This is a genomic window from Halanaerobium saccharolyticum, from assembly GCF_003053565.1.
In the GTDB taxonomy this organism is placed as follows: domain Bacteria; phylum Bacillota; class Halanaerobiia; order Halanaerobiales; family Halanaerobiaceae; genus Halanaerobium; species Halanaerobium saccharolyticum_B.
The window spans coordinates 30,507-52,985 of sequence record NZ_QAXS01000017.1; the positions used below are offsets into that span (position 1 = coordinate 30,507).

A 22,479-nucleotide genomic window follows, 5' to 3' on the forward strand; every position below is an offset into this window, starting at 1 on the left:
CATCAGACCAAGATAGGAGCTATCTAAGGTCTGATGGACTTCGGCAATACGGTTACGTTATGTGAAATATTAAAACTTAGATTATTAAAAACTTATTTAAGGGAGTTTTATTAAGAGAGGGAAATAATAATGAAAAACCAATTAATATTTGCCCCGAACAAACAATACAAAGTGGAGTTAGAATTAGTTGATATGTATCAACCAAAACTCATGCCAAGCAAAGCAGATAATTTTATACCTTATTATAAAATATCAGTAAATCAAAAGAGGATTAGTAATAGATACTTTTCTAGTAATTATAAATGGTCTTTATGTTCAAGATATTTTATTATTGAAGAATGGTTTACAAATAATTCAAGTAATAATGAACTTATAAATGCTTTAGAAAATATAATTGTAAAACTAACTATTTTTGATTTAAATAATAATATGAATGGGTTAGTTGCAACAAACAAAAATGGAAGAATAATACCGAAAGAAATAAACGAAAAACAAATAATATATATTAAAGATAATAAAGGACTTTATCGAGAATTGGAAGTAAATTTGGTCGATATTAATTGGAAGAAAGATAATGATTTAAAAGGTGAGTTTTAATACATCACATAACATGGGATTTAAGATTCCACTACGTTCCATCCAAATTCATTCACCAAGCGCGTCGCGCTAAGGTTCATGAACTTCTTAAATCCCTGATACGTTATGTGACATACTTCTTGATTAGCATCTGCCTTATATTAATTATACAAGTCTTCTATAATATTATATGAAAAAATTGAGAAAGGTGATAATATGATAATAAGTCAAGTGAAACTTAAAGGATTTAGAAATTTTAAAAATGAAACAATTAACTTCAATCAAAAATCTTTAATTATGGGAGCTAATGATGTTGGAAAATCAAATTTATTACATGCTTTGAGAATTTTGTTAGATAAAAGTTTTTCAGAAGTTGATATAGAACCAAAGGACAGCGATTTTTATGCTTATGAAGAAACTAATGAATTGTCTATTTTAATAAAATTTGAAGAAGTTAAAGAAGAATGTGTTATCTCTAAGATGAAAGGTTATATAAGTGATAATGATATACTATACTTAAAATATAAGGCTACAAGAGACCCAGAAACAAACGCAAAAAGTTATGAGTTTTATGCTGGACATAAGGAAAATGAAATGGAAGAATTAAGAGAACGATTTTATCGTCGTTTTTTGCATTTGAAATATATTAGCAGTAATAGAGATTTATTTTCATATATTAGCAGAGAAAAAAAATATCTACTACAAGAAGCTAAAGAAAAAAGAGTAGAATCAGAAATAAGTCAAGATAATAGAAAATTAAATGAGATAGAAGGCAGCCTTGATCAAGTTAATAACCAAGTTACAAATTTATCTTTTATTAAAAAAGCTACTACTAGTATAAATGAAGAACTAGAGGATTTAGCTTTTCATCATGAAAATCAACAAATTATATTTGATGTTGGAGCTTCCAATGTATCTCATTTTGTAGATAATATTAAATTATCTTCTAAAGCTAATGGGAAAAGTCTGACAATTGGTGGAGATGGTCGTAATAATCAAATATTTTTAGCATTATGGGCAGCTAAAAATGAGATAAAAGAATCTAATCCTCTTGAAGTTGTAATTTATTGTATTGAAGAACCTGAAGCTCATCTCCATCCTCACCAGCAAAGAAAATTAGCTAGATATCTTTATAATACTTTGAATGGACAAGTTATAATAACTACACATTCACCACAGATTACTTCTGAATTTTCTCCTAATTCAATAATAAGATTATATGAAGATAATTTAAAGACTATGGCTGCAAATAAAGGATGTGGAAGAAAAATAAATGAAGCATTTGAGGAATTCGGTCATAGAATGAGTATTATACCAGCTGAAGCATTTTTTGCAGATTTAGTTTTTTTAGTAGAAGGAAAATCAGAAGTTATATTTTATAAAACGTTGGCAAAAGAATTAAATATAGACTTAGACCGTTTGAATATCAGTATATTAATGGTTGATGGAATAGGTTTTAAAAATTATATTAATATTTTAAATGCATTAAACATAGAATGGTTAGTTAGAACAGATAACGATATTTTTAAAATCAAAAATAAAAATAGATATAGATTTGCCGGAATTAAAAGAGCATTAGGGATATACGATGATTTTTGTAAACAAGATGAAGTTATTGAGAGTTTAAAAGAAAAAGAAATAGAATTAATAAATTGTTTTAAGACTAAAAACCCACCTGATGAAAGTGTTGAATCGGCAACTAGATTTATTGATCAACTAAAAAAATATGAAATATTTTTAGCAGAAACTGATTTAGAAAATGATTTGTTAGTCAGTGAAATAAAAGATGAAATAATGGATTTCTTAGAAACTAGTGATGTAACTGATGCATTGAAAAAAATGCAAGATAAAAAAGCAACTTTTATGTTTGATTTCTTGTTAAGAAATAGCGATTGTTTATCAAAATTAGAAAATAATGATATTGCCAAACCATTATACTGTTCTAAGAAAATTATTAAAGGTGAATTAAAATGATTACTCCTACTAAACAACAAAAAGAAATAATAAATGAAAAAAATAATATAGTTGTAATTGCAAAACCCGGAAGTGGAAAAACTTATGTTCTATCAAAAAAAATACGTAAAATTCTTCCTGAAGGTTTAGATTATAAAGGTGTTATTGCAATATCTTACACTAATAAAGCAAGTGATGAATTAAAAAACAGATGTTTAAAAGATGGTTTGGATAAGAAAGCTTCTTTTTTTGGAACAATACATAATTTTTTACTTGTTGAAATTATTATACCTTTTGGAAAACAAATTTTTGGACTTCCTAATTCGGAAATAAAAGTAGATAAACAACTAGATGAATTATATTGGATAACAGACTTAAATTATAAGGATTTGACAAAAGATAAAATAGATTGTTTAAAAAATTTATTTATTGAAGGTTTAATTGGGCTGGAAAGTATAGGTTTGCTAGCTTTGTATATTTATGATAATTCACTTGCTTGTCGAAACTATTTAAAAGCTAGGTATACTCATATTATTATCGATGAATATCAAGATTCTAGTCTTGAGCAACACCTTATGTTTCTTAGATTGAAAGACTTAGGTTTAAAAGCTATTGCGGTTGGAGATATAGATCAATCTATTTATGCTTATTCTGGTAAAAAATCTAAATATCTAGAATCTTTAGCTAGTGAGGAGGGGGGTAATGATGACTTTGAGTTCTATCCATTAACAGTAAATCATCGTTGTCATCCTTCAATAGTTAATTATTCTGCTCGTTTATTAAATAAGAAAGCAAAATTAATAACTTGTGAAGATGTAAGAGTGTTTGACAAAAAAATAATTGGATTAGAATCTAATATAGCTGACTGGTTGAGTGTAGCAATTCCTTATTTTTCTAAAAAATTTGATATAGATAATAATAAGAAATTTGCAGTTTTAGTTAGAAGTAATAGAACGGGGAAAATAATAGATAATTCATTAGTTTTAGAACATAAATTTTTTACTACTACAGATCTGGATAAAGATATAAATCGATGGTCAATAATTTTTAGAAGATTATTATATGTTTTATTTGATGATAGTAAAACAAAAATAGGAATGCTTGAAGATTTTATTGATTTTACAAAACAAAAAAATAAATTACAAAAGTTAATTGATCTAATGAAAAAATTAGAAGAATTAGTTTCTGATATTAGCAGTAATTTTAAATTTTTAGTAGATTATTTTATAAAAATTGCTGAAATTATTTATCCGAATAATAAGTGTGAAAAATCAATTAGTCTTATAAAAGAAACTTTAAAAGACCCTAAATCATTAGATGTTTTTAAACCAGCTAAGGAAAGTGAAGTTCAGATTATGACTATACACAAATCTAAAGGGTTGGAATTTGATGTCGTGTTTCATTTAGACTTATATGAATGGATTTTACCATCAAAAAGAATCAAAAAAGGGGAAAAGTATTATCCTAATCCTAAACAGGATATTAATTTACATTATGTTGGAATAACTCGTGCACGAAAAGCTTCTATACTATGTACAAGTACTAAAAGACATAATTATAAAAATGATATTAAAAACGGTAATCCATCTGAGTTTTTTAAATATAACAAATTGTATGAACTAAGAAATACTGTAGATATTTAAAATACAATATATTTTTAGAAACGAAGTACGTCACATAACATGGGATTGGCGCCATGCCTTCTGTCATAAAGCTTGCAATATTAGATAGCAACAAATATTAAAGCAAGCTTTACGCCAGTTCCTGCGGAACCAGGCACGAGCGCAAATCCCAGGAACGTTATCTGACATTATGACAATGTCACTGCAGCTAATAAGACCGAGAGAAAGGGTTTGGTCATCGCTGGATGAAGTGATTATACTTTCTCCGGGGAAAGTAAATAGAAACTGCAGGGTATTAACGAACCTGGGTGCGTAAATGGAGAACATGATCAATTTTATGATAGGTTACAGCATCATCTTCAAAACTTCCGACTAATGGTTAAGTTTTTTGCGGGAAGACCGTTGCAAAAAAGAGGATAGAGGTTCGGAGTTTTGAAGATAAATGAGAAGTAATAGAGTCGATATTGTCATAACAGACAGATAACATGGGATTAACGGCATGCCCTCTGGCAAAAAGTTAGCACTTGACCAATTGCGGATATGATTGCTAACTTTTCACCAGGTCTGTTGACATCGGGCACACCGCGAATCCCAGTATCGTTATGCGAAATACAAACAAAACTACAGTTAAGTGAGGGATACTTAATGAATGAAGAAAAGCATATATTAGGAAAAGGTTATTTCTCTATAGTCTTTTTAAAAAATGATAATGGTAGCAAGTATGCAGTAAAAAAACTTAAAAGAAAATTTTTAAAAAATAGAGAGTATACCCACAGATTCAAGAGGGAATATGAAATAATGAAAGATTTTAATGAGTCTTGTTATACAGTGTCAGTATACAATTTTAATGAAGAAGAATATTCTTTTGAAATGGAGTTAGCTGATTGTACTTTAGAAGAATATATTAAAGAAAAAAATGATGAAATTTCTTTATCTAAAAAAGAAGAATTATGTGAAAAGGTAATTCTTGGAATGAAAGAATTACATAATAATACAATACATCGTGATTTGAGTTATAACAACATTCTTATGTTTAATGACAATCCAAAACTAGCTGATTTTGGATTAGGTAAAGATTTGACTCAAATTTATTCTTACGAAACTAAATTTGAAAAACAAGTTGGAACTGCACATTTCGCGGATCCTATACAATTGGATAATATTCAAAATGCAAATATTCAAACAGAAATATATTCTTTAGGAAAAATTATAGATTATATTTTTAGCGGAAGTATTGCAAGTATAGAACATAAATATTCAAGTATTGTAGATAATGCAACGAATAAAAATTTAGATAGAAGATACAAAGATATTTCTGAATTGTATAATGCATACAAAGAATTAAAAAATTCTAGTTATTCATTTGAGCCATCTGAAGAGCTAGAAAAAATGTATAAAGAAAATGATATTTCTACGGAAAAAATGTATAGTTTATTAATTCGAAAAGACGCAGGTAATACTATGCTAGAATTAATATTAAGTAATAGAAGAATAGCATATGAATTACTGGAAATTTTTAGTGTTCAATATAATCATGAATTAGAGCTTTTATTAGAAAAGTTATTTGAGAAAATAAAAAATAAAAAGTTAAGTTTTCCTGATTACGATGAATTTGGATATATTGCAATAGATTTATTAAAAGAAATAAATAATAATCCATCAGCATGTAAGGTATTAGCAAATATTGTTAATTATTGTGCTTATAATGTGGGAAGATTTAATATTCAAAGATTGATTAATGAAAATGAAGATAATAAAAATATTCCCTACAAAATAAGAATAGAATGGATTGAATAAGAATATTATTAATAAAAAATAGTTTGTACTTCGCATAACATGGGATTGGCGTCATGCCTTCTGTCATAAAGCTTGCAGGTTAACCAATCACGAATACGAAAAAGCAAGCTTTACGCCAGTTCCTGGCGGAACCAGGCACGAGCGCAAATCCCAGGGACGTTATCGGAAAGATGAGGCGAAAAAATTGAAAATCTAAAAAACAAAAAAATATTGCAGACACATCTTTAGTATTTTATTAATCATAAATTTTAGAAAAAAATACTTTATTCAAGGGGGTAATTAAATGAGTCAAATTATAAGAAGTGATATAAATGAGAAATGGGCACATTCTGGAATTGTTGAAGCTGGTGACTTTGTTTTCATAAATTATTGTGTAGGAAATATAGGACAGTCTATTGAAAATCAAATAAATGGTGCGTTTGATCATTTGAATAGCCGATTAGAGTCAATTGGTTTGACATTAGAATCAGTAGTAAAAATTGATTGTATGTTTAGGGATATTTGGGATATACCTGTAATGGAAAAAATTATAAAAGAAAAATTCCAGGGTGAATATCCAGCTAGAAAATCAATACAAACAGAGTTTGCTCATCGTGGCGGACAGGAAGGGCTTTTATTTCAACTTGATGCTATCGCGTTTAAAGGATAGTTGTTAAGTAATATCTATATTATAAGAAAAGGTGAAAAATTATGGATAGTGATTTTCTTAAAGAACATATTTTGAATTTAGAAAAAAGTTTATTAAAGCCGGAAGTACGTCTATCTGCAGAAAAGGTTTCTGGATTATTATCTGACGAATTTACTGAGTATTGTAGTTCAGGAAAAATATATAAATATAAAAAAGGTGATGTTATTAATAGTAAAGACAATAGTGATGTTCAGATCTGGAAAATTAAAGATTTTTCAATTGATATTTTGGCAGAAGATATAATATTGGCAAAATATAAGGCAATAAAAAATAACAAGCTAGAAGATAAAAAAATATGTTCTATTCGTAGTTCAATATGGAAATATATAGAGGGAAGTTGGAAAATGATTTTTCATCAAGGGACATTAACAAATCAGAAGATTACATAGACTCTAGGATTAAAAGATCATTATTATATTGCAGTTTAACGGGGAAACCTCATCCATCCGATAACAAAATATTGCCGGTTTCGCTATTGCCTCATCCAAATCTATCAGACTAAGATAAGAGCTACCTAAGTCTGATAAACTTCGGCAATACGAATACGTTATCTGACATTTGCCGATTAGTAGATTACGAAACAAAAAACCTCCTGATATATTAATTCAGAAGGTTTATCAATTTATAAATTTTGTGTTATTTTTAAGCCATAATGTTAGTTCTTTTTTTGATAACTGACCAGAAGATACCTGGATCATCATTTTATAGGCTTCTTTCTCAGAAGATGTAATTTCTAGACCATTTTTTTGCAAAAAAGTATCCATAGCTACAAAAGCTATTCTTTTATTTCCATCAATAAATGGATGGTTATTACAAAGATGATAGCCATAAGCTGCTGCCATTTTTAGCAGTGAATCATGTAAATATTCACCCTGATAAGTTGCTTTAGGCTGTTCAAGAGCTGAATCTAATAAATTTTCATCTCTAATATCAAAACTACCACCATAAATTTTAACAAGTTGTTCGTGGAAAAAAAGAATTATATCTTTAGGAATAAATTTAATGTCATTCATTTAGCCAATTCCTTAAGAGCATCTTTATATTTTTGATTAGTTCGATCAAAAGCTTTAGCCCATTCTTCAAATTCAGGATCAAAAGGAGTTAACTTAAATCCATCTTCAGTTTCAATAACATGAAGTTCTTCTCCTTCTTTAAGATTATATTTTTCTTTAAGTTCTTTAGGAATTGTAAAGCCATAACTGTTACCAACTTTTCTTAATTTTATAGTTTTCATAGTCATTCACCTCAACTATATTATAACATTTGTATTACTATAAAAGCAAGCAGGAAAATTAAAGAGAATAAGTAATTATATTAAGGGAAGATCAAAAGAAGTAAACGAACAGATAACATGAGATTGGCGTCATGCCCTCTGTCATAAAGCTTGCAAGCTAACCAATAACGGATATAAAAAAGCAAGCTTTACGCCAGTTCCTGCGGAATCAGGCACGAGCCCAAATCCCAGAGACGTTATGTGAAATAATGACTATGTTATTATTTTCTAGGAGGAATAAATATGTCAAACAAATTATTATTAATTGAACCATCTTATGAATATAAAGATAAGTTTCTAAAAGCTGTAAAAGATTACAAAAATGCAAATGAAAATGTTCACTATAATTTATATAAACCTGCTTTAGAAAATTTTAAACAATTTGTTAATGATCTACAAGATCATGCAAAAGGAAAAAACCTACCAAAGGGATGGCGACGATATTCAACTTACTGGCTAATCACTAGTAAAACTCAAGAGATAATAGGAATTATTAGAATAAGAAACAAGCCATTAAAAATATATGGACATATAGGATATGATGTACCTCCATCATATCGAGGTAATGGTTATGGAACAAAATTATTAAAATTAAGTTTAGAAAAAGCAAAACAAATGAATATTAAAAAATTAATGGTAACATGTGATGAAGACAATATTGGATCCATAAAAATAATAGAAAAAAATAGTGGTAAATTTGTTGACAAAGTATTTGATAAAGAAGATCAAGTTTATGTAAATAGATATAAAATAAATATTGAATAAAATAATTTGTATATGAAGATGCCATTACTTCACATAACAGAGAGTTCTCGTAACGCCAAAGAGCGGGCTACCCTACGTGATATGCTCTCTGTCACAAAGTTTACAATTAATAAGGTAAGTAATTTTGAGGCAAACTTTCTGCCAGGTCCTACGGACCCGAGCACGATGGGAACCCTAGGAATATTATATGAAACCGTAGCAAACGCTTTAATAACTAAAAATTTAAAACACAAAAAAACAGTGCCGTTGAACCTTCAGCACTGTTATTTAAATCTAATTTCAAGTTTTTTACCAATTGCATGAGCAACTTTATCAAGAAATTCAACACCCGGATTATAACCATCATTTTCTAGTCTGGAGATAGCAGACTGTTTAGTTCCTATTTTTTCTGCTAATTCTTTTTGAGATAAATTATTTTCGATTCTATACCTAATTATCTGCTTTTTTATTTCATACATAACATTCAGCTTTTCATATTTTTCTTTAACTTCTTCAGATTCAAAAAGTTCGTTCTTAAGATCTTTGTGATCCATAAAGTCCATTTTGTTTCACCTCACTTGCTAAAATTAAATCTATTTATATTACATAAAATTGATATATAATTTAACTGAAATTACTTCTCGAGTTCTTTTCTAATTTTTTTGATCAATTTATCATGAGAAGTACCAACCTTACTATCTTTACTTTCGTTTTCAGCTTTCTCTAGTTCTCGGTATAATTCTAAAAGTTCTTCTTTTTTCTCATCATTTATTAGATTATACAATCTATCACTCTCACGATCTTTTCTAACTAATTCAACAGGATCTAATATTTCTTTAGGATCATTTGTTTTTTCATTATTTTGTTCAATTTCAGCTAATATCTTTTTCCTTAAATATTTTCTAAGTTCTTTTTTATCCGGGACTGTCTCATCTTCAAAAATACCATATAAGTTTTCAGTATCACCCTCAGGACTGGCCAGTCTTTTTAAAGCTTGATGATATTTTTGTTCTGTTCGTAAAAATGATTTTAACCATTTTTTAAATTTCATTTTCATCACCTATAAATATTATACTATTTGTATTATTTATAAAGCAAGTAAACATTATATTTTCAGACATTTAATTAACCAAAAATAAAGAACATCCCTCAAGGAAGGATAAAGACTTATGAAACCCAAATTAGAATCTGCTTACATTGCTGCAGAAAATATTGAGAGAGCAATAAATTTTTATGAATGGTTTTTAGAAAGATCAGCAGCTAAGAAAGGTGATAGTTTATTTCTCTTTGAAGTAGATGGATTCCGCCTTTTCTTATTTGATCATAATAATGAGAATGAAAAAGTAAAATATGGAGATAACTGTTTATTGAGTTTTGAAGTTGATGATGCTGAGAAAACAAAAGAAAAGATAGAAGACCGGGGTTTAAAGATCATTTTTCCTTTAACTAAAATCCTGGATAATATAGTCTTTGAATTTGAAGATCCTGAAGGAAACCAGATAGAAGTTTTTTCTAAGGTATCAAAGAGAAAGAAAATGAACAATATCAGTTATAGATCATTGAAAATTGACGAAATGAAACTATCATTATTTTCAAACTTCGACAGACATCAGGAAGTTACTAAGTGTTGGCGAAAAGAAAATAAAAAATGGATATTAAAAAATATATCATTTACTGAAAATTGGGGAATTGATGAATATGAATTTTTAGTGAAATGCTTACAAAAAACTATAAAGACAGGTGGAACAGTGTTTGGAGCATTTAAAGGAAAAAATCTTGTTGGCTTTGCTTCTTTAGAAAATCAATTTTTGGGTTCAAAAAATAACTATTTACAACTTTCCAGTATTCATGCATCTAATAATTATCGTGGTCAAGGCATAGGGAAAAACTTATTTAAACTAGTATGTAAAAAAGCAAAAGACGCAGGTGCAGAAAAACTTTATATATCGGCACATTCATCTGAAGAGACACAATTATTTTATACGGCGATAGGATGTAAAGAGGCGGTTGAATATAATGAAGAATTAGTAGCTAAAGAACCTTATGATTGTCAGTTAGAATATGTTTTATAAACTGAATTTTATTATTAAAGATAAAAAAATTGAGGGATAATATGCAGAAAATAACCAAGAACTTTGTAAAAAAATCTTTTGAAAAAGCTACAGAAAACTATAGTAATGCCATTGAAAATATCGGCTTATGGGAATCAGAGAAATATGTAATCAATAAGTATTTTGATAAGAATAAATCAATATTAGATGTCGGTTGTGGAGCAGGAAGAACAACATTTAACCTTTATGAAATGGGCTATAAAAATATTATCGGTTTAGATTTAACTCCGGAAATGATATCTGCAGCTAAAACAATAAATAAAGAAAAAAAGACTGAAATTGAATTTATAGTTGGAGATGCAACTGACTTAAACTTTGAAGATAATTATTTTGATCAAGCATTGTTCTCATTTAATGGATTAATGCAGATACCAGAGAGAAAAAATAGAATTAAAGTATTAAAAGAGATAAAAAGAGTCTTAAACGAAAATGGTATTTTTATTTTTACAACTCATGATCGCGAAAATAACGAGAACTTTAAAGAGTTCTGGGAAAAAGAAGAAAAGATCTGGGAAGCGGGTAATCAAGATAAAAGAACTTATGAATATGGAGATAAGATCCTGCCATCAGATAATGATAATAGAGATTTATTTATACATTTTCCAAACCGGGAAGAAATAATAGAATGTCTAGAAGAGACCGGCTGGGAGCTAATAGAAGATTTTTATAGAGAAGATCTATTTAAAGAGAATAAAGAAGTAAAAGAGTTTTCAACTGAATGTCGCTTCTGGATAGTACATAAGTAAAGCTGTGCTACAGCGTATACATGAGATTGGCGTCATGCCTTCTGTCACAAAGCTTGCAATAATAACTGCAAGAAATTTGGAAGGCAAGCTTTCCGCCAGTTCATACGGAACCAGGCACGAGCGCAAATCCCAGTAACGTTATACGAAAGAGCTGGTTTAAAAAAGTCTTTTAAAATAATATGTTATCTATCAAATTAATCCCTTAGAAAACGATAAATATTAATCAAAATAAATTAAAACTAAAAATATTGCAATTGATTTTACATAAAATTTAATGTATAATTTAATTAAGATAATCATTTATGAAATATTTTAATTTATGGAGGTGCAGATAATGGTTACTTTAAGAATTGATAGAGATCATATGGTCTCATCTTCTGAAATTGTTCGTAATTTTAGTAAAATGTTAGATAAAACAAAAGAGTCCGCGCTTTTTATTACCAGAAATAATGATATTGAAGGTATTATGATGGATATTGAAGAATATGAAATGTTACTAGAAAAAATCGAATTTCTGGAAGATCAATTAGAAGATGCCCATATTGAAGAGATTATAGCCAAAAGAAAAGAAAACTTTGATCTTAAAGATGCAGTAAGCGAAAAAGAGATAATGGATTTATTAGATAAAGAATAGATTTTAGGGAGCTTAAGTTGATGAAGCTTAAATTTCATCCTGAAGTTAAAAATGATATTGATAATTTAGATGGAAGTATTAAACCGAGACTTAAAAGTACACTTAATAAAATTAAAAGATCACCTGAATTAAGAAAACCACTTGGAAATAAAAGTGGAATTGATCTATCAGGTTGTTTAAAAATCTACTTTTATCGGAAAAAATATAGAGTTGTTTATCAAATATTGAATGAAGAAGAAGTTATGGTTTGGTCTGTTGGTAAAAGAGAAGATCAAGTTGTTTATATAAGTGCATATAAAAGAATACTTGAAAAGGGGGAGATAAACCCCTTTTTTTATTTATAAAAATTTCTAAATTTTATCAAAAGAGCAAACCCGCTCTATCGTATAACATGAGATTGGCGTCATGCCTTCTGTCATAAAGCTTGCAGATTTAACCCAGTCTGCGTCATTTAATATATTTATAATATCTTTTTGTCTTTTACCACCCATCACTATTTCAACAGCTGCACTTACATCGATTGTAATTCTCATCTTTCACGATCCTCTCTAACTAATTTTACAGGATCTAATATTTCTTCATCTTAACAATAATGCATGAAATATGCATGTATAATGTTTTTGATATTTATGCAGGTATTTTTTTCTATTAAAAGAATTATATTATTAACGTTCTTAATTAATAAAGATAAGAGCAAAGGCCATCAAAAAAAGAAGCTAAACTTTTAGAAATGGTCCTGTACTGATCAGGTGACAGAACTTTTCGTTTAACAAGCTTTTGATATTACTAAAGTTGAGCTTAGAAATGATCTTAAGTACTTGTTCGAGAAAAGTTTGAAGAAATTATAGAAAAGCAATTTGCAATCAGCTTAACTATTTTAAAAAAGAGGTGATTAAAATTAAAATAAAGAATTTTTTATCTTCAAAAGTGAAAGAGGAGAATAATTGTCATAATGGTAAGGGAATAGTAAGAAATTCCCTTGTACTTGACGATGATGATTTTGAGACTAATTTAAGATTTATAAGGTATATGGAATTACCACCAAAAACATCTATTGGATATCATAAACATGGTGATAATGAAGAACTTTATATAATATTAGAGGGACAAGGAGTTATGAAAATTGATGATGAAGAAAAAAATGTCACAAAGGGTGATATCATTACTAATAAGCCATTTGGATCACATGGTTTAATTAACAATTCAGATGATGTGATAGAAATGTTAGTTTTAGAAGTGTATAAGTAAAAATACTAATAAATCATAGACTGATATCTAATTTATTTGAAGTAAAAAATATTCTCAGTAGCTAAAGAACCTCATGACTGTCAGTTAGAATACGTTTTATAGTATTAGAATTTATATTTTAAAAGTTTAAAAACTACGCATTAGATAAGATTGAAGAGTTCACAGCACATTCCATGCAAATTTATTAGCGTTAGTGAAATTTCAAGGCAAAAGAAAAAAATGACTGATAAAAGTAGAGAAATACTTAAATTCTGACTTGAAGAATTAGACCCTAAACAATGGTTTAATTCTACTGGATCAGTTTTCCAGAAACATATATCGTGGAAAGCCAGGCTCATCTTTTTAATTTTAAAAATAAACAAACTAATAATTTTATCTAATACAAAAACATTCAAGCTTTTGATAAAATTATTGAGCAAAGATTATTATCTTAATCAAATAGAAAGTAGGAATTATTGATGAAATCATTTAAATATGAAATGCATGCTCATACAACTGAAGGAAGTAAATGTTCTAATATATCTGCAGTTGAACTTGTTAATCTATATAAAAAAATAGGATATAGTGGAATATGTATAAGTGATCATTTTTTAAATGGAAATACAACCGTTCCCGAAAATCTACCGTGGGAAGAACGAATTGAATTGTTTTACAATGGTTATAAAAGAGCATATAATGAAGGGAAAAAAGTTGGTATTGATGTATTTTTTGGCTGGGAGTATTCGTATCGCGGGACAGATATCTTAACTTATGGTTTGGATAAAAAGTGGCTTTTAAGGCATCCTAATTTACTTAGTCTTAGTCTAGTTGAATACTGTGATTTGGTTCATGAAGATGGAGGGTTTCTAGTTCATGCACATCCATTCCGGGAAGCAGAATATATAGATATGATCAGATTGTTCCCCCGCAAAGTAGATGCTGTTGAAATATTTAATGCCGGCAGAACTGATTTTGAAAACAAACGGGCTCTTGAGTATGCTGACAATTATAAATTATTAAAGTTAGTAGGTTCAGATACCCATAAGAAGCAGATTAATAAGTCAGCTGGAATTCAGTTTGAGAGAAAAATAAAGGATATAGATGATATGATTGAGAGTATAAAGGATGGCCAGGGAGATTTGTTTGTATCTTCAATTTTAAGGTAGAATTAAATTAGATATCAGAGGAGACATATACCATGATTGAAATTAGAGCCATGAAAAAAAGTGAAGCAGAGGAAGTAAAAAAATTAGGAAAGAAAACTTTTGAATGGTTTGAAGGGCTTTTTATACCAGAACCAAAAAACTGTTTTGTTGCTGTTGAAGAAAATAATATTATTGGTGCAGTATTATATAAATTCTTCACTGTAGCTGATAAAAAGATTGGTTATGTTGATTACATTTTTGTAGATGAAAATGTTCATGATAAAGGTATTGGCAGCAAACTTGTTGACCGCTGTTTAAAAGCAATGGAAAAAGAAGACTGTGATGGTTGCAGTGCCCTCGTTAGAGATGACAATGTTGGCTCCTGGAAAATGTTTATTAATCGAGGTCTGCAGAGAGTTGGTCTGGATGATTTAGTGAGAAATTTTGGTATCCTAGATATGTTAAAACTTACATTTAAAACTCCTTTTATTTTTGCAACTGGTATGGATTATTATCTTAAATTAGGGGCTGATGATCTTTCTACTCGAAAAGGAAATTCCCTTTTCCAAGCTTTTAAATATTTAATTCTCACAGCTTTATTATTATCGCCAGGATTCATCCACGGTATCGAAAATGCTTTATCTATTATTGCCGCAATTGCAGCTATTATTGTAATTAGAATAGCTTTTGGTTATCTTGGGACACTGTTTTCAAAGGAAAATTGGCATTTTAGAGTTTGTGATGGTGGGTATATTATACCGTTTATAGCTTCTTTTTTTAATGGTATCTTTCTAATTTCAGGAAACTGGTATCCAGAAGTTTATAGAAAAGAGTCAGACTTTAAACGTTCTCTGGGATTCACCGCACTGGCCCAATGGATATCTCTGATAACTATTATATTGATAACTAAAACCCAGCTGGGCCAAACACAATTTCTAGGAATTATGGGAGAAATGTCAGTTTTTATAATGATGATCAGCATTGTCCCACTCTATCCGCTTGCCAGTTTCGGTGGTAAAAGAATATTTGAATGGAATAAATGGATCTATATAATTGTTTTATTAATTTCTTTTTATATATTATTTTTGTATTAGAAATAGGGAGTTGATATATATGAAAAAAGAATTTAGCCATAAACCAGATCTATATGAAGATCAGTGGCCTGGAGAATTTAATACTTTTTCCTGGGGAGATTATTTAACAGCAATTCCATCTCCAATATTTTTAATTACTACTTATAAAAGTAATAGAAAGCCAAATGCCTGTTTGCAGTCCTGGTCAACATTTACTGGGGATGCAGGAGAATTTATCTGTCTTATTGGTTCAGTTTCAAAAAAGGGACACTTATATGAGAGTCTCTTGAAGACAAAAGAATGTGTCTTAAATTTCCCTGCAGCCGATATATATGATAAATGTCAGGCAACTATTCAAAATAATGATTTTGAAGATGATGAAATTGAAAAATCAGGTTTAACAGCTGAAAAATCAAAAACAGTTGAGGCACCCAGAATAGCTGAATGCTTTTTAAATATTGAATGTGATTTTTTATGGAAAAAAGACCATTTTAAAGGGGCTAATGACGTTGTTGTCTGTTTAAAAATGAAGCATATAGCAATGGATGAAGACTATTATGACGAAAATAAAAAAGGGAGATATGGGAAGACAGGATATATATATAATATTCATTCTCCCAGAAATCCAGAAAACGGTGAGATATTTGATACTGACCTGGGGATTTTAAAAAAATATTCAGAATGAGGATAATAGAAGCTGGAGAAATCCTGGAAAACTCATTTTGTTAATGTATTAGATATTCAAATTGAAGATTTTAGTGGAGGAAAGATATAAATGAAAATAAATAATAATTATTTAAAAGAAAAATTAAAACATGTCTACTGGCTAAATGGTGGGCCCTGTGCTGGAAAAACTACGATGACCAAAAAATTTGTAAATGAATTAGGCTTTCAAACTTTAAAAGATGATGTTTTAAAATATAGATCTTTTTCTAATCCAGAAATACATAGTGCTCTTCAAAAACCAAATCAAAATTTAGACTGGGATAAATGGTTTAATAAACCAGTCGACTTACATTTACAGTGGCTGGTTGATTTTGCCCGGGAAATGATGGAGTTTTTTGTGGTTGATTTATTAAAAATGCCAGATGACAGGCCAGTTATCGTAGATTTAGGAGTTATGCCAGAAGATATATTACCTTTTATCTCTAAAAATAATATAATAGGACTTTTTACCTCAAAAAAAGAAATTGAAAACTTATATTTTTATAGAGATGATCATAAAATGATTCTTGAGTGTATAGAAAATAATACAGAAAATCCTCAACAAACAATTAAGCACAGCAATAAATCGATGGTTAAATTCTCTAATAAGATAAAAAAGGCCTGTATTAAAAATGAGATAAAGATCTTAGAAAGAACTACTGAAATGAGCGTTGATCAACAATTTGAACTGATCTATAAACATTTCGGATTTTAGAAATAATTTAGATTAAAATCTATTTTCTATAACTGGAGAGATTTTAATGTCAATTATTCAATACAATCAAGGCTATCATAAAATTAATAATCATAGAATCTACTGTAAACATTGTCAAAATGGTCAGCCAACAGTAATTTTTGAATCAGGCTTAGGAGATGACAGCAGTACCTGGAAAGAGATACAGGATGAAATATAATCAATTACCTCAACATTTTCTTATGATAGAGCAGGGACAGGAAAAAGTGAAAGCAGAGATGGCCCCAAGAGTGAATAAATATTGTCCAGGATCTGACTAAAATTCTTGATAATAGATCTTTAGGACCACCTTATATATTAGTAGGTCATTCTTTTGGCGGATTGATTTCAAGATTATTTGCAAGCATCAATCCAGAAAATACAGCAGGGATGGTATTACTTGATGCCGCTCCTGTAAATAAAGAAATTGTTTTTCAAAATATATTAACAGGAAAACAAAAAGAATTTTTTATTAAAATTTATCCCAGACCATTACCTCTGATAAAAATTTTTTAGCAGGCATACTCACATCATTCTCATCATAATACCCAACAGACATCAGAGTCATTAATTCCATCTCCTGAGGACAATTAACCAGCTCCTTAATTTTTGGTGAATGTTCTTTCTGATAAGAATTAACCCAGCAGGTCCCCAGATCATGCGATTTAGCAGCTATCATGATATTTTCGGTAGCTGCAGCGGCATCCTGCATTGGAGTAGTAGCTTTATCCTGATTAACAAAAACTGCTATACAGGCACCAGCTTCTTCAATAAATCTACCATAGCGGGCATAAGAAGCGATTTTATTTTTGATCTCATCATCAGTAATGACTAGAAAAGACCAGGCCTGTCTATTATTACCGGTAGGAGCCAGACGAGCACAATCAATTATTTCTTTCAGTGTTTCTTCTGGTATTTTTTTATCAATGTACTTTCTGACACTTCTCCGTTCTTTGATATTTTGAATAGTTTCATTTGACATAATATATTCCTCCTTTTTTTGAGTAGTTTTATTTCTATTCTTAGATTATCATTTAAAAGGCTGATTATGCAAATTGTTAGTAATTATTAAATTATCAGCCTGGGCCTGGACTTTTTAAAACCCTTAATTATTATTTTTGCTTTCTTCAAAGTCAATTTCTTGCTATAATGATTACAGTTAATATAATTTTATCTAGATTTGGGATGGTGATCAGATGAGTTTATCAATAATTGCAGCAATGGATCAGAATCAATTAATCGGAGAGCAGGGAAAAATCCCCTGGGACTTACCGGCTGATTTAAAATACTTTAAAAAAACAACTATGGGAGCACCAGTTATCATGGGAAGAAAGACCTTTGAATCAATAGGTTTTCCTTTACCAGGCAGGAGAAATATTATCCTGACCAGAAACAAAGATTATGCAGCTGAAGGCTGTGAAGTAGTTCATTCAAAGAAAGAAATCCTGGATGAATTTTTGGAGAAAGACAAAGAAGCGTTTATCATCGGTGGTGCAGAAATTTATAAACAGTTTTTAGCATACAGTGATAAATTATATCTAACAATCATTGAGCATCAGTTTTCTGGAGATACATATTTCCCGGAGATAGACTGGCAGAAGTGGGATAAAGTATCAGAAAAGCAGGGAACTACTGACAGCGATAATCCTTATTCATATTCTTATCATCTTTATCAGCGAAAAAATAAAATTTCTAGGAGTGATTTTTAATGAAGCAGTATCTTAAGATGTGTCAGCAAATTTTAGATAATGGAGTCGATCGCGATGATAGAACAGGTACAGGAACCAGGAGTATCTTTGGTCATCAGCTGAGGTTTGATCTGCAGGAGGGTTTTCCCCTAATGACCACCAAAAAGGTTTACTGGAAAGGAGTTGCTCATGAGCTGCTCTGGTTTTTAAAGGGAGATACCAATATCAAATATTTAAATGATAATGATGTACATATCTGGGATGAATGGGCTGATGAAAATGGAGATTTAGGAAATGTTTACGGCCACCAGTGGCGGAGCTGGGAAGGCAGAGAGGGCACAATCGATCAAATATCTGAGGTTATTGAACAGATTAAAGAAAATCCTTATTCCAGAAGATTAATTGTAAATGCCTGGAACGTGGGAGACTTAGACAAGATGGCTCTTCCTCCCTGTCACCTTTTATTTCAGTTTTATGTAGCTGACGGTAAACTTTCCTGTCAGCTATATCAGCGCTCCTGTGATACTTTCTTAGGAGTCCCCTTCAATATTGCAAGCTACAGCTTATTAACTCATATGATTGCTCATGTAGTTGGCCTCGAGGTTGGGGAATTTGTCTGGACCGGTGGCGATGTTCATATATACCACAACCATTTTGACCAGATAAAAGAACAGCTGAGTAGAGAACCCAGACCTTTACCGCAGATTAAAATAAATAAAGAGACTGATAACATTTTTGAAATTGATTTTGAAGATATAGAGCTGATCGATTATGATCCTCACCCTACCATCAAGGGAGAAGTTTCAGTTTAGTAGATAATAAGTGGTGATTTAGCTTATCCAGTCAGTTTCTAAAAAAGGATGATCACTATGAAAAAAGCAGTTATTGTTGGGGCCTCCTCAGGTATAGGAAAAGAACTGGCAAAGATTTTATCTGATAAAGGTTATACTCTGGGTCTAGTTAGCAGGAGAAAAAGCCTATTAGAAAAACTTCAGGAGGAACTGCCCAATAAATCATTGATTAGAAGCTTGGACATCACATCAATGAATAGTATAGAGAAATTAAAAAGACTTATTCAAGAGATGGATGGCGTAGATTTAATTATAATTAGTGCTGGCTGTATTTATATTAATCAAGAGCTTGATTTTGAAAAAGAAAAAAAGACTATTGACCTTAATGTTTCAGCTTTTACTGCTGTAATAAATACTGCCTATAAATATTTCAGTAAAAGAGGAAAAGGACATATAGTAGGGATTTCATCAATTGCTGCTCTGAGGGGAGCAGATGATGCTCCCGCTTATCACGCTTCAAAAGCATATGTCTCAAATTACATGGAGGGCTTAAGAGTTAAAGCTGAAAAAGAAAATTTATCATTAAAGATTACAGATATTAAGCCAGGTTATGTAGATACAGATATGGCAGTTAAAGATAATCAATTCTGGGTCGCTTCAGCTGAAACGGCTGCCTCACAAATCTTCAGGGCTATAGAAAAAAAGAAAGACCATGCTTATATTACAAAACGCTGGAGATTAGCAGCCTGGCTGCTCAAAATTATACCAGGTTTTTTATACAAAAAAATATTATAAATTAATTGTTGAAGGAGAATTAACAATGGAATTTAGGAAATATAAAAATGAAGAAATAGATAAAATTGAAGCATTATTTGTGAAAACTTTTTCAGATTCAGAAGGCGAGGCAGAAGGAAAGCTAATAGGAGAACTCGCATCTGCTTTATTGACCAAAACTAATAGTGAAGACCTATATGCCTACAATGCTCTGGCAAATGGCCAAATCATAGCCAGTATTATTTTTACTAGATTAGAATTTGAAAAAGGCAAGTTTAACGCTTTTTTATTATCACCGGTTGCTGTACTTCCAGAATATCAGGGAAGAGGAATCGGACAGAAGTTAATTAATTTTGGCCACAAAGATTTAAAGAAAAAAGGTATAGAACTTGTCTTCACCTATGGTGATATCAACTTTTACTCAAAAGTTGGTTATAAAAAAATATCTGAAGAAATAGTAAATGCTCCTTTAAAACTTTCCTATCCCGAAGGATGGCTGGGCCAGAATTTAAATAATGGTAAAATACCAGTAATTACCGGTGCCTCCCACTGTGTTGAGGCGTTGAATCACCCAAAATACTGGTAGAAATTTTTTGTGATTTTTTAGGACTTAAAAAGTGAGGTTTATCTATGAAACTAAAAGCTCTATTTTTAAAAGCTGCTGTTATTCTAATTGGAATCCTCGTCACAGCTCTATTAATCTTTGTCTTACCCTTAATAGCTGAGGATGCTGCAGCCAGCAGTTTAAAGATGGCCTATGTGTTGTATGCCATTTTAACTATAATGTATATTAGTTCTGCACCTTTTTTTGCCCTCTTATTTCAGATATTTAAAGTTTTAAACTATGTTCGAGCAGAAGAGTTTTTTTCTAAGCCAATATTAAATGCTCTAAATAAGATAAAAAGGTATGGATATATTATCAGCTTTCTTTATCTACTGGCCCTGCCGCTTTTTTATATTGTTGGAGAAGTAGATGATGCTCCAGGGCTTATTCTAATCGGGATGTTTTTTCTTTTTGCTTCCCTGGTGCTTTCAGTTTCTACTGATCTGTTTCAAAACTTACTCGAAAGCGAATATGATAAAATAGAAGACACTATTATCGAGAGAATAGTAAAAGCGCGAAAGGAAAACTTTAATCCTAAAGATGCTTTAACTGAAAAGGATATAATTGATTTATTGGATAAAGATTAAAGCTATTATTTTTCTTAGATATAAGACTGATGATCTAGCGAAAAATATTCAGAATTTTGGGAAGTCATATATATTAAGCCTGATTAAATATTTTTATAGGAAGGAAAATAAAATGACTAAATCAATCAGAAAAGATATTAAAATTCGTCCAGAAACACATAAAGATTATCAAGATATCGTATCACTTGTATTACGATCTTTTAAGGAAGGGACTCCATATTCAGATGGTACAGATGTAGTAGCATTAATTGAAGAAATTAGAGACTCTAAGTATTATATACCGGAATTATCATTTGTAGCAGAGCTTGAAAATAAAGTTGTAGGACATTTTATGTTCTCACATTTTCCTTTATCTCCGACCAAAGAAGGCGGACATCATAATAATGCTAAAACTGAAATAATAATGCTGGCCCCGGTAGCAGTCCATGCTGATCACTTCAAACAGGGAATAGGTACTGCTATGTTAACTCAGGGAATTAACAAGGTAAAAGAATTGGGATACCGAGGAATAACAGTTGAAGGCGACTTTAATTTTTATAATAGACTTGGTTTTGAGACTTCAAGTAACTATGATATTTATCCAACCAGTGGTTTTCCTATGGAAGAACCGCGATGTATGATGTGTCAGGAAACTTATCCTGGGTCACTTGCAGAGATTAAAGGCTATGTTGTCTACGATATGTATTATAATGCTTAAAAAATCAAACGCTTTACTATATGAAATGATTGCTGTTATGGGTCTGACTGTAATATTTTCGTTTCTCTATCCTGAATATAAGAGTTTCATTACCTAATTTAGCCGAGAAAGCCTCGCTTATGTCAATGGGCGGGGATGAATCGGCTAATTTATATGTTGAACACTTGTTCTTTTAGTGGTATAATATACTTAGTAATAAAGTTTTTTGCATTGGATTAAAATATCATTGATATCTAATAATTAATGAAAAGGTGTTTGCTATGCAATTAACATATGTGCTGGAGTTATTAAAACCAACTAAAAGAAAAGAA

Annotated in this window: 29 protein-coding genes; 23 read left to right on the forward strand and 6 right to left on the reverse strand. The window is 30.1% G+C overall.

Annotated elements, in window-relative coordinates; all coding sequences use genetic code 11:
* Positions 1–129: 129 nt before the first annotated feature.
* From C8C76_RS07985 to C8C76_RS08010, 6 genes are all read left to right on the forward strand, one after another.
* Positions 130–597, forward strand: a complete 468-nt coding sequence (locus C8C76_RS07985) for a hypothetical protein (RefSeq protein ID WP_108140492.1) — start codon at positions 130–132, stop codon at positions 595–597.
* 195 nt (positions 598–792) lie between these two features.
* On the forward strand, positions 793–2,550 hold the full coding sequence (locus tag C8C76_RS07990; protein WP_108140494.1) for an ATP-dependent nuclease: 1,758 nt from the start codon (positions 793–795) through the stop codon (positions 2,548–2,550).
* On the forward strand, positions 2,547–4,172 hold the full coding sequence (locus C8C76_RS07995) for a UvrD-helicase domain-containing protein (protein WP_108140496.1): 1,626 nt from the start codon (positions 2,547–2,549) through the stop codon (positions 4,170–4,172). Before C8C76_RS07990 ends, C8C76_RS07995 begins: the two co-directional genes overlap by 4 nt.
* 624 nt (positions 4,173–4,796) lie before the next feature.
* Complete coding sequence (locus tag C8C76_RS08000; RefSeq protein WP_181248172.1) at positions 4,797–5,948, forward strand: protein kinase domain-containing protein; 1,152 nt, start codon at positions 4,797–4,799, stop codon at positions 5,946–5,948.
* 283 nt (positions 5,949–6,231) lie between these two features.
* Positions 6,232–6,597, forward strand: coding sequence for a RidA family protein (locus C8C76_RS08005; RefSeq protein ID WP_108140500.1), 366 nt, complete (start codon positions 6,232–6,234; stop codon positions 6,595–6,597).
* A gap of 41 nt (positions 6,598–6,638) precedes the next feature.
* A complete protein-coding gene (locus tag C8C76_RS08010) occupies positions 6,639–7,025 on the forward strand; it encodes a nuclear transport factor 2 family protein (RefSeq protein WP_108140502.1) in 387 nt (128 codons plus the stop codon).
* A 228-nt stretch (positions 7,026–7,253) separates the two neighbouring features.
* Here the strand turns inward: C8C76_RS08010 and C8C76_RS08015 are convergent, their stop codons facing one another.
* Both C8C76_RS08015 and C8C76_RS08020 read right to left on the reverse strand, forming a co-directional pair.
* Positions 7,254–7,649, reverse strand: coding sequence for a type II toxin-antitoxin system death-on-curing family toxin (locus C8C76_RS08015; protein WP_108140504.1), 396 nt, complete (start codon positions 7,647–7,649; stop codon positions 7,254–7,256).
* Positions 7,646–7,870 (reverse strand): AbrB/MazE/SpoVT family DNA-binding domain-containing protein, encoded by a 225-nt coding sequence (locus tag C8C76_RS08020; RefSeq protein ID WP_108140506.1) that lies wholly within the window; start codon positions 7,868–7,870, stop codon positions 7,646–7,648. Before C8C76_RS08020 ends, C8C76_RS08015 begins: the two co-directional genes overlap by 4 nt.
* Before the next feature lie 282 nt (positions 7,871–8,152).
* Here C8C76_RS08020 and C8C76_RS08025 point away from each other — a divergent pair, with 282 nt between their 5' ends.
* Complete coding sequence (locus C8C76_RS08025) at positions 8,153–8,674, forward strand: GNAT family N-acetyltransferase (RefSeq protein ID WP_108140508.1); 522 nt, start codon at positions 8,153–8,155, stop codon at positions 8,672–8,674.
* Positions 8,675–8,937: 263 nt separating this feature from the next.
* Here the strand turns inward: C8C76_RS08025 and C8C76_RS08030 are convergent, their stop codons facing one another.
* Together C8C76_RS08030 and C8C76_RS08035 are read right to left on the reverse strand one after the other, a co-directional pair.
* Positions 8,938–9,216, reverse strand: a complete 279-nt coding sequence (locus C8C76_RS08030) for a helix-turn-helix transcriptional regulator (RefSeq protein WP_108140510.1) — start codon at positions 9,214–9,216, stop codon at positions 8,938–8,940.
* 71 nt (positions 9,217–9,287) lie between these two features.
* Complete coding sequence (locus C8C76_RS08035) at positions 9,288–9,704, reverse strand: hypothetical protein (RefSeq protein ID WP_108140512.1); 417 nt, start codon at positions 9,702–9,704, stop codon at positions 9,288–9,290.
* A gap of 118 nt (positions 9,705–9,822) precedes the next feature.
* Here C8C76_RS08035 and C8C76_RS15360 point away from each other — a divergent pair, with 118 nt between their 5' ends.
* The 4 genes from C8C76_RS15360 to C8C76_RS08055 all read left to right on the forward strand — a co-directional run bounded on the left by C8C76_RS15360 (position 9,823) and on the right by C8C76_RS08055 (position 12,488).
* The gene (locus tag C8C76_RS15360; RefSeq protein WP_258222449.1) at positions 9,823–10,725 is read left to right on the forward strand and encodes a GNAT family N-acetyltransferase; all 903 of its coding nucleotides are present in this window, start codon (positions 9,823–9,825) and stop codon (positions 10,723–10,725) included.
* Between the two features lie 29 nt (positions 10,726–10,754).
* Positions 10,755–11,510 (forward strand): class I SAM-dependent methyltransferase, encoded by a 756-nt coding sequence (locus C8C76_RS08045; protein ID WP_258222450.1) that lies wholly within the window; start codon positions 10,755–10,757, stop codon positions 11,508–11,510.
* 334 nt (positions 11,511–11,844) lie between these two features.
* Positions 11,845–12,144 carry a type II toxin-antitoxin system Phd/YefM family antitoxin gene (locus C8C76_RS08050; RefSeq protein ID WP_108140516.1) on the forward strand — a complete coding sequence of 100 codons (300 nt, stop codon included), beginning with the start codon at positions 11,845–11,847 and terminating at the stop codon, positions 12,142–12,144.
* Between the two features lie 20 nt (positions 12,145–12,164).
* The gene (locus C8C76_RS08055) at positions 12,165–12,488 is read left to right on the forward strand and encodes a type II toxin-antitoxin system RelE family toxin (RefSeq protein ID WP_108140518.1); all 324 of its coding nucleotides are present in this window, start codon (positions 12,165–12,167) and stop codon (positions 12,486–12,488) included.
* A gap of 6 nt (positions 12,489–12,494) precedes the next feature.
* On the opposite strand, the gene C8C76_RS15120 is transcribed toward C8C76_RS08055, so the two are convergent.
* Positions 12,495–12,677: a hypothetical protein gene (locus C8C76_RS15120; protein WP_181248173.1), complete on the reverse strand. Its 183-nt coding sequence runs from the start codon at positions 12,675–12,677 to the stop codon at positions 12,495–12,497.
* 355 nt (positions 12,678–13,032) lie between these two features.
* On the opposite strand from C8C76_RS15120, the gene C8C76_RS15125 reads away from it, so the two are divergent.
* The 6 genes from C8C76_RS15125 (at position 13,033) to C8C76_RS15495 (ending at position 17,543) form a co-directional block, all read left to right on the forward strand.
* On the forward strand, positions 13,033–13,392 hold the full coding sequence (locus tag C8C76_RS15125) for a cupin domain-containing protein (protein ID WP_219909375.1): 360 nt from the start codon (positions 13,033–13,035) through the stop codon (positions 13,390–13,392).
* A 458-nt stretch (positions 13,393–13,850) separates the two neighbouring features.
* A complete protein-coding gene (locus C8C76_RS08075) occupies positions 13,851–14,537 on the forward strand; it encodes a PHP-associated domain-containing protein (protein ID WP_108140520.1) in 687 nt (228 codons plus the stop codon).
* Positions 14,538–14,587: 50 nt separating this feature from the next.
* Complete coding sequence (locus tag C8C76_RS08080) at positions 14,588–15,610, forward strand: GNAT family N-acetyltransferase (RefSeq protein WP_181248174.1); 1,023 nt, start codon at positions 14,588–14,590, stop codon at positions 15,608–15,610.
* 19 nt (positions 15,611–15,629) lie between these two features.
* Complete coding sequence (locus C8C76_RS08085; protein WP_108140523.1) at positions 15,630–16,274, forward strand: flavin reductase family protein; 645 nt, start codon at positions 15,630–15,632, stop codon at positions 16,272–16,274.
* A 90-nt stretch (positions 16,275–16,364) separates the two neighbouring features.
* On the forward strand, positions 16,365–17,009 hold the full coding sequence (locus C8C76_RS08090; RefSeq protein WP_108140525.1) for a hypothetical protein: 645 nt from the start codon (positions 16,365–16,367) through the stop codon (positions 17,007–17,009).
* Between the two features lie 291 nt (positions 17,010–17,300).
* Positions 17,301–17,543, forward strand: a complete 243-nt coding sequence (locus tag C8C76_RS15495; RefSeq protein WP_375135291.1) for an alpha/beta fold hydrolase — start codon at positions 17,301–17,303, stop codon at positions 17,541–17,543.
* Here C8C76_RS15495 and C8C76_RS08100 read toward each other — a convergent pair.
* Entirely contained in the window at positions 17,500–18,009 is a 510-nt protein-coding gene (locus tag C8C76_RS08100) for a nitroreductase family protein (protein ID WP_108140529.1), read from the reverse strand. The two genes, C8C76_RS15495 and C8C76_RS08100, sit on opposite strands and share 44 nt — an antisense overlap.
* Positions 18,010–18,223: 214 nt before the next feature.
* Here C8C76_RS08100 and C8C76_RS08105 point away from each other — a divergent pair, with 214 nt between their 5' ends.
* The 6 genes from C8C76_RS08105 (at position 18,224) to C8C76_RS08130 (ending at position 22,168) form a co-directional block, all read left to right on the forward strand.
* The gene (locus C8C76_RS08105) at positions 18,224–18,736 is read left to right on the forward strand and encodes a dihydrofolate reductase (RefSeq protein ID WP_108140531.1); all 513 of its coding nucleotides are present in this window, start codon (positions 18,224–18,226) and stop codon (positions 18,734–18,736) included.
* Positions 18,736–19,527, forward strand: a complete 792-nt coding sequence (locus tag C8C76_RS08110; protein ID WP_108140533.1) for a thymidylate synthase — start codon at positions 18,736–18,738, stop codon at positions 19,525–19,527. Before C8C76_RS08105 ends, C8C76_RS08110 begins: the two co-directional genes overlap by 1 nt.
* A 57-nt stretch (positions 19,528–19,584) precedes the next feature.
* The gene (locus C8C76_RS08115; protein ID WP_108140535.1) at positions 19,585–20,301 is read left to right on the forward strand and encodes an SDR family NAD(P)-dependent oxidoreductase; all 717 of its coding nucleotides are present in this window, start codon (positions 19,585–19,587) and stop codon (positions 20,299–20,301) included.
* Positions 20,302–20,326: 25 nt separating this feature from the next.
* Positions 20,327–20,866, forward strand: coding sequence for a GNAT family N-acetyltransferase (locus tag C8C76_RS08120; protein WP_108140537.1), 540 nt, complete (start codon positions 20,327–20,329; stop codon positions 20,864–20,866).
* A 44-nt stretch (positions 20,867–20,910) separates the two neighbouring features.
* The gene (locus C8C76_RS08125; RefSeq protein ID WP_108140540.1) at positions 20,911–21,471 is read left to right on the forward strand and encodes a DUF2975 domain-containing protein; all 561 of its coding nucleotides are present in this window, start codon (positions 20,911–20,913) and stop codon (positions 21,469–21,471) included.
* 112 nt (positions 21,472–21,583) lie between these two features.
* Entirely contained in the window at positions 21,584–22,168 is a 585-nt protein-coding gene (locus C8C76_RS08130) for a GNAT family N-acetyltransferase (RefSeq protein ID WP_258222451.1), read from the forward strand.
* Positions 22,169–22,479: the final 311 nt, after the last annotated feature.

Excerpts from the sequence above, each read along its gene's own strand:
- C8C76_RS08115 (WP_108140535.1), top strand. The coding sequence starts at position 19,585 with ATGAAAAAAGCAGTTATTGTTGGGGCCTCCTCAGGTATAGGAAAAGAA.
- C8C76_RS08110 (WP_108140533.1), top strand. The coding sequence starts at position 18,736 with ATGAAGCAGTATCTTAAGATGTGTCAGCAAATTTTAGATAATGGAGTC.
- C8C76_RS08130 (WP_258222451.1), top strand. The coding sequence starts at position 21,584 with ATGACTAAATCAATCAGAAAAGATATTAAAATTCGTCCAGAAACACAT.
- C8C76_RS08005 (WP_108140500.1), top strand. The coding sequence starts at position 6,232 with ATGAGTCAAATTATAAGAAGTGATATAAATGAGAAATGGGCACATTCT.
- C8C76_RS08090 (WP_108140525.1), top strand. The coding sequence starts at position 16,365 with ATGAAAATAAATAATAATTATTTAAAAGAAAAATTAAAACATGTCTAC.
- C8C76_RS08120 (WP_108140537.1), top strand. The coding sequence starts at position 20,327 with ATGGAATTTAGGAAATATAAAAATGAAGAAATAGATAAAATTGAAGCA.
- C8C76_RS08000 (WP_181248172.1), top strand. The coding sequence starts at position 4,797 with ATGAATGAAGAAAAGCATATATTAGGAAAAGGTTATTTCTCTATAGTC.
- C8C76_RS08035 (WP_108140512.1), bottom strand. The coding sequence starts at position 9,704 with ATGAAATTTAAAAAATGGTTAAAATCATTTTTACGAACAGAACAAAAA.
- C8C76_RS08100 (WP_108140529.1), bottom strand. The coding sequence starts at position 18,009 with ATGTCAAATGAAACTATTCAAAATATCAAAGAACGGAGAAGTGTCAGA.
- C8C76_RS07985 (WP_108140492.1), top strand. The coding sequence starts at position 130 with ATGAAAAACCAATTAATATTTGCCCCGAACAAACAATACAAAGTGGAG.
- C8C76_RS08085 (WP_108140523.1), top strand. The coding sequence starts at position 15,630 with ATGAAAAAAGAATTTAGCCATAAACCAGATCTATATGAAGATCAGTGG.
- C8C76_RS08025 (WP_108140508.1), top strand. The coding sequence starts at position 8,153 with ATGTCAAACAAATTATTATTAATTGAACCATCTTATGAATATAAAGAT.
- C8C76_RS08080 (WP_181248174.1), top strand. The coding sequence starts at position 14,588 with ATGAAAAAAAGTGAAGCAGAGGAAGTAAAAAAATTAGGAAAGAAAACT.
- C8C76_RS08075 (WP_108140520.1), top strand. The coding sequence starts at position 13,851 with ATGAAATCATTTAAATATGAAATGCATGCTCATACAACTGAAGGAAGT.
- C8C76_RS08125 (WP_108140540.1), top strand. The coding sequence starts at position 20,911 with ATGAAACTAAAAGCTCTATTTTTAAAAGCTGCTGTTATTCTAATTGGA.
- C8C76_RS08010 (WP_108140502.1), top strand. The coding sequence starts at position 6,639 with ATGGATAGTGATTTTCTTAAAGAACATATTTTGAATTTAGAAAAAAGT.
- C8C76_RS15360 (WP_258222449.1), top strand. The coding sequence starts at position 9,823 with ATGAAACCCAAATTAGAATCTGCTTACATTGCTGCAGAAAATATTGAG.
- C8C76_RS07995 (WP_108140496.1), top strand. The coding sequence starts at position 2,547 with ATGATTACTCCTACTAAACAACAAAAAGAAATAATAAATGAAAAAAAT.
- C8C76_RS08015 (WP_108140504.1), bottom strand. The coding sequence starts at position 7,649 with ATGAATGACATTAAATTTATTCCTAAAGATATAATTCTTTTTTTCCAC.
- C8C76_RS08105 (WP_108140531.1), top strand. The coding sequence starts at position 18,224 with ATGAGTTTATCAATAATTGCAGCAATGGATCAGAATCAATTAATCGGA.
- C8C76_RS08055 (WP_108140518.1), top strand. The coding sequence starts at position 12,165 with ATGAAGCTTAAATTTCATCCTGAAGTTAAAAATGATATTGATAATTTA.
- C8C76_RS08020 (WP_108140506.1), bottom strand. The coding sequence starts at position 7,870 with ATGAAAACTATAAAATTAAGAAAAGTTGGTAACAGTTATGGCTTTACA.
- C8C76_RS08030 (WP_108140510.1), bottom strand. The coding sequence starts at position 9,216 with ATGGACTTTATGGATCACAAAGATCTTAAGAACGAACTTTTTGAATCT.
- C8C76_RS15120 (WP_181248173.1), bottom strand. The coding sequence starts at position 12,677 with ATGAGAATTACAATCGATGTAAGTGCAGCTGTTGAAATAGTGATGGGT.
- C8C76_RS07990 (WP_108140494.1), top strand. The coding sequence starts at position 793 with ATGATAATAAGTCAAGTGAAACTTAAAGGATTTAGAAATTTTAAAAAT.
- C8C76_RS08050 (WP_108140516.1), top strand. The coding sequence starts at position 11,845 with ATGGTTACTTTAAGAATTGATAGAGATCATATGGTCTCATCTTCTGAA.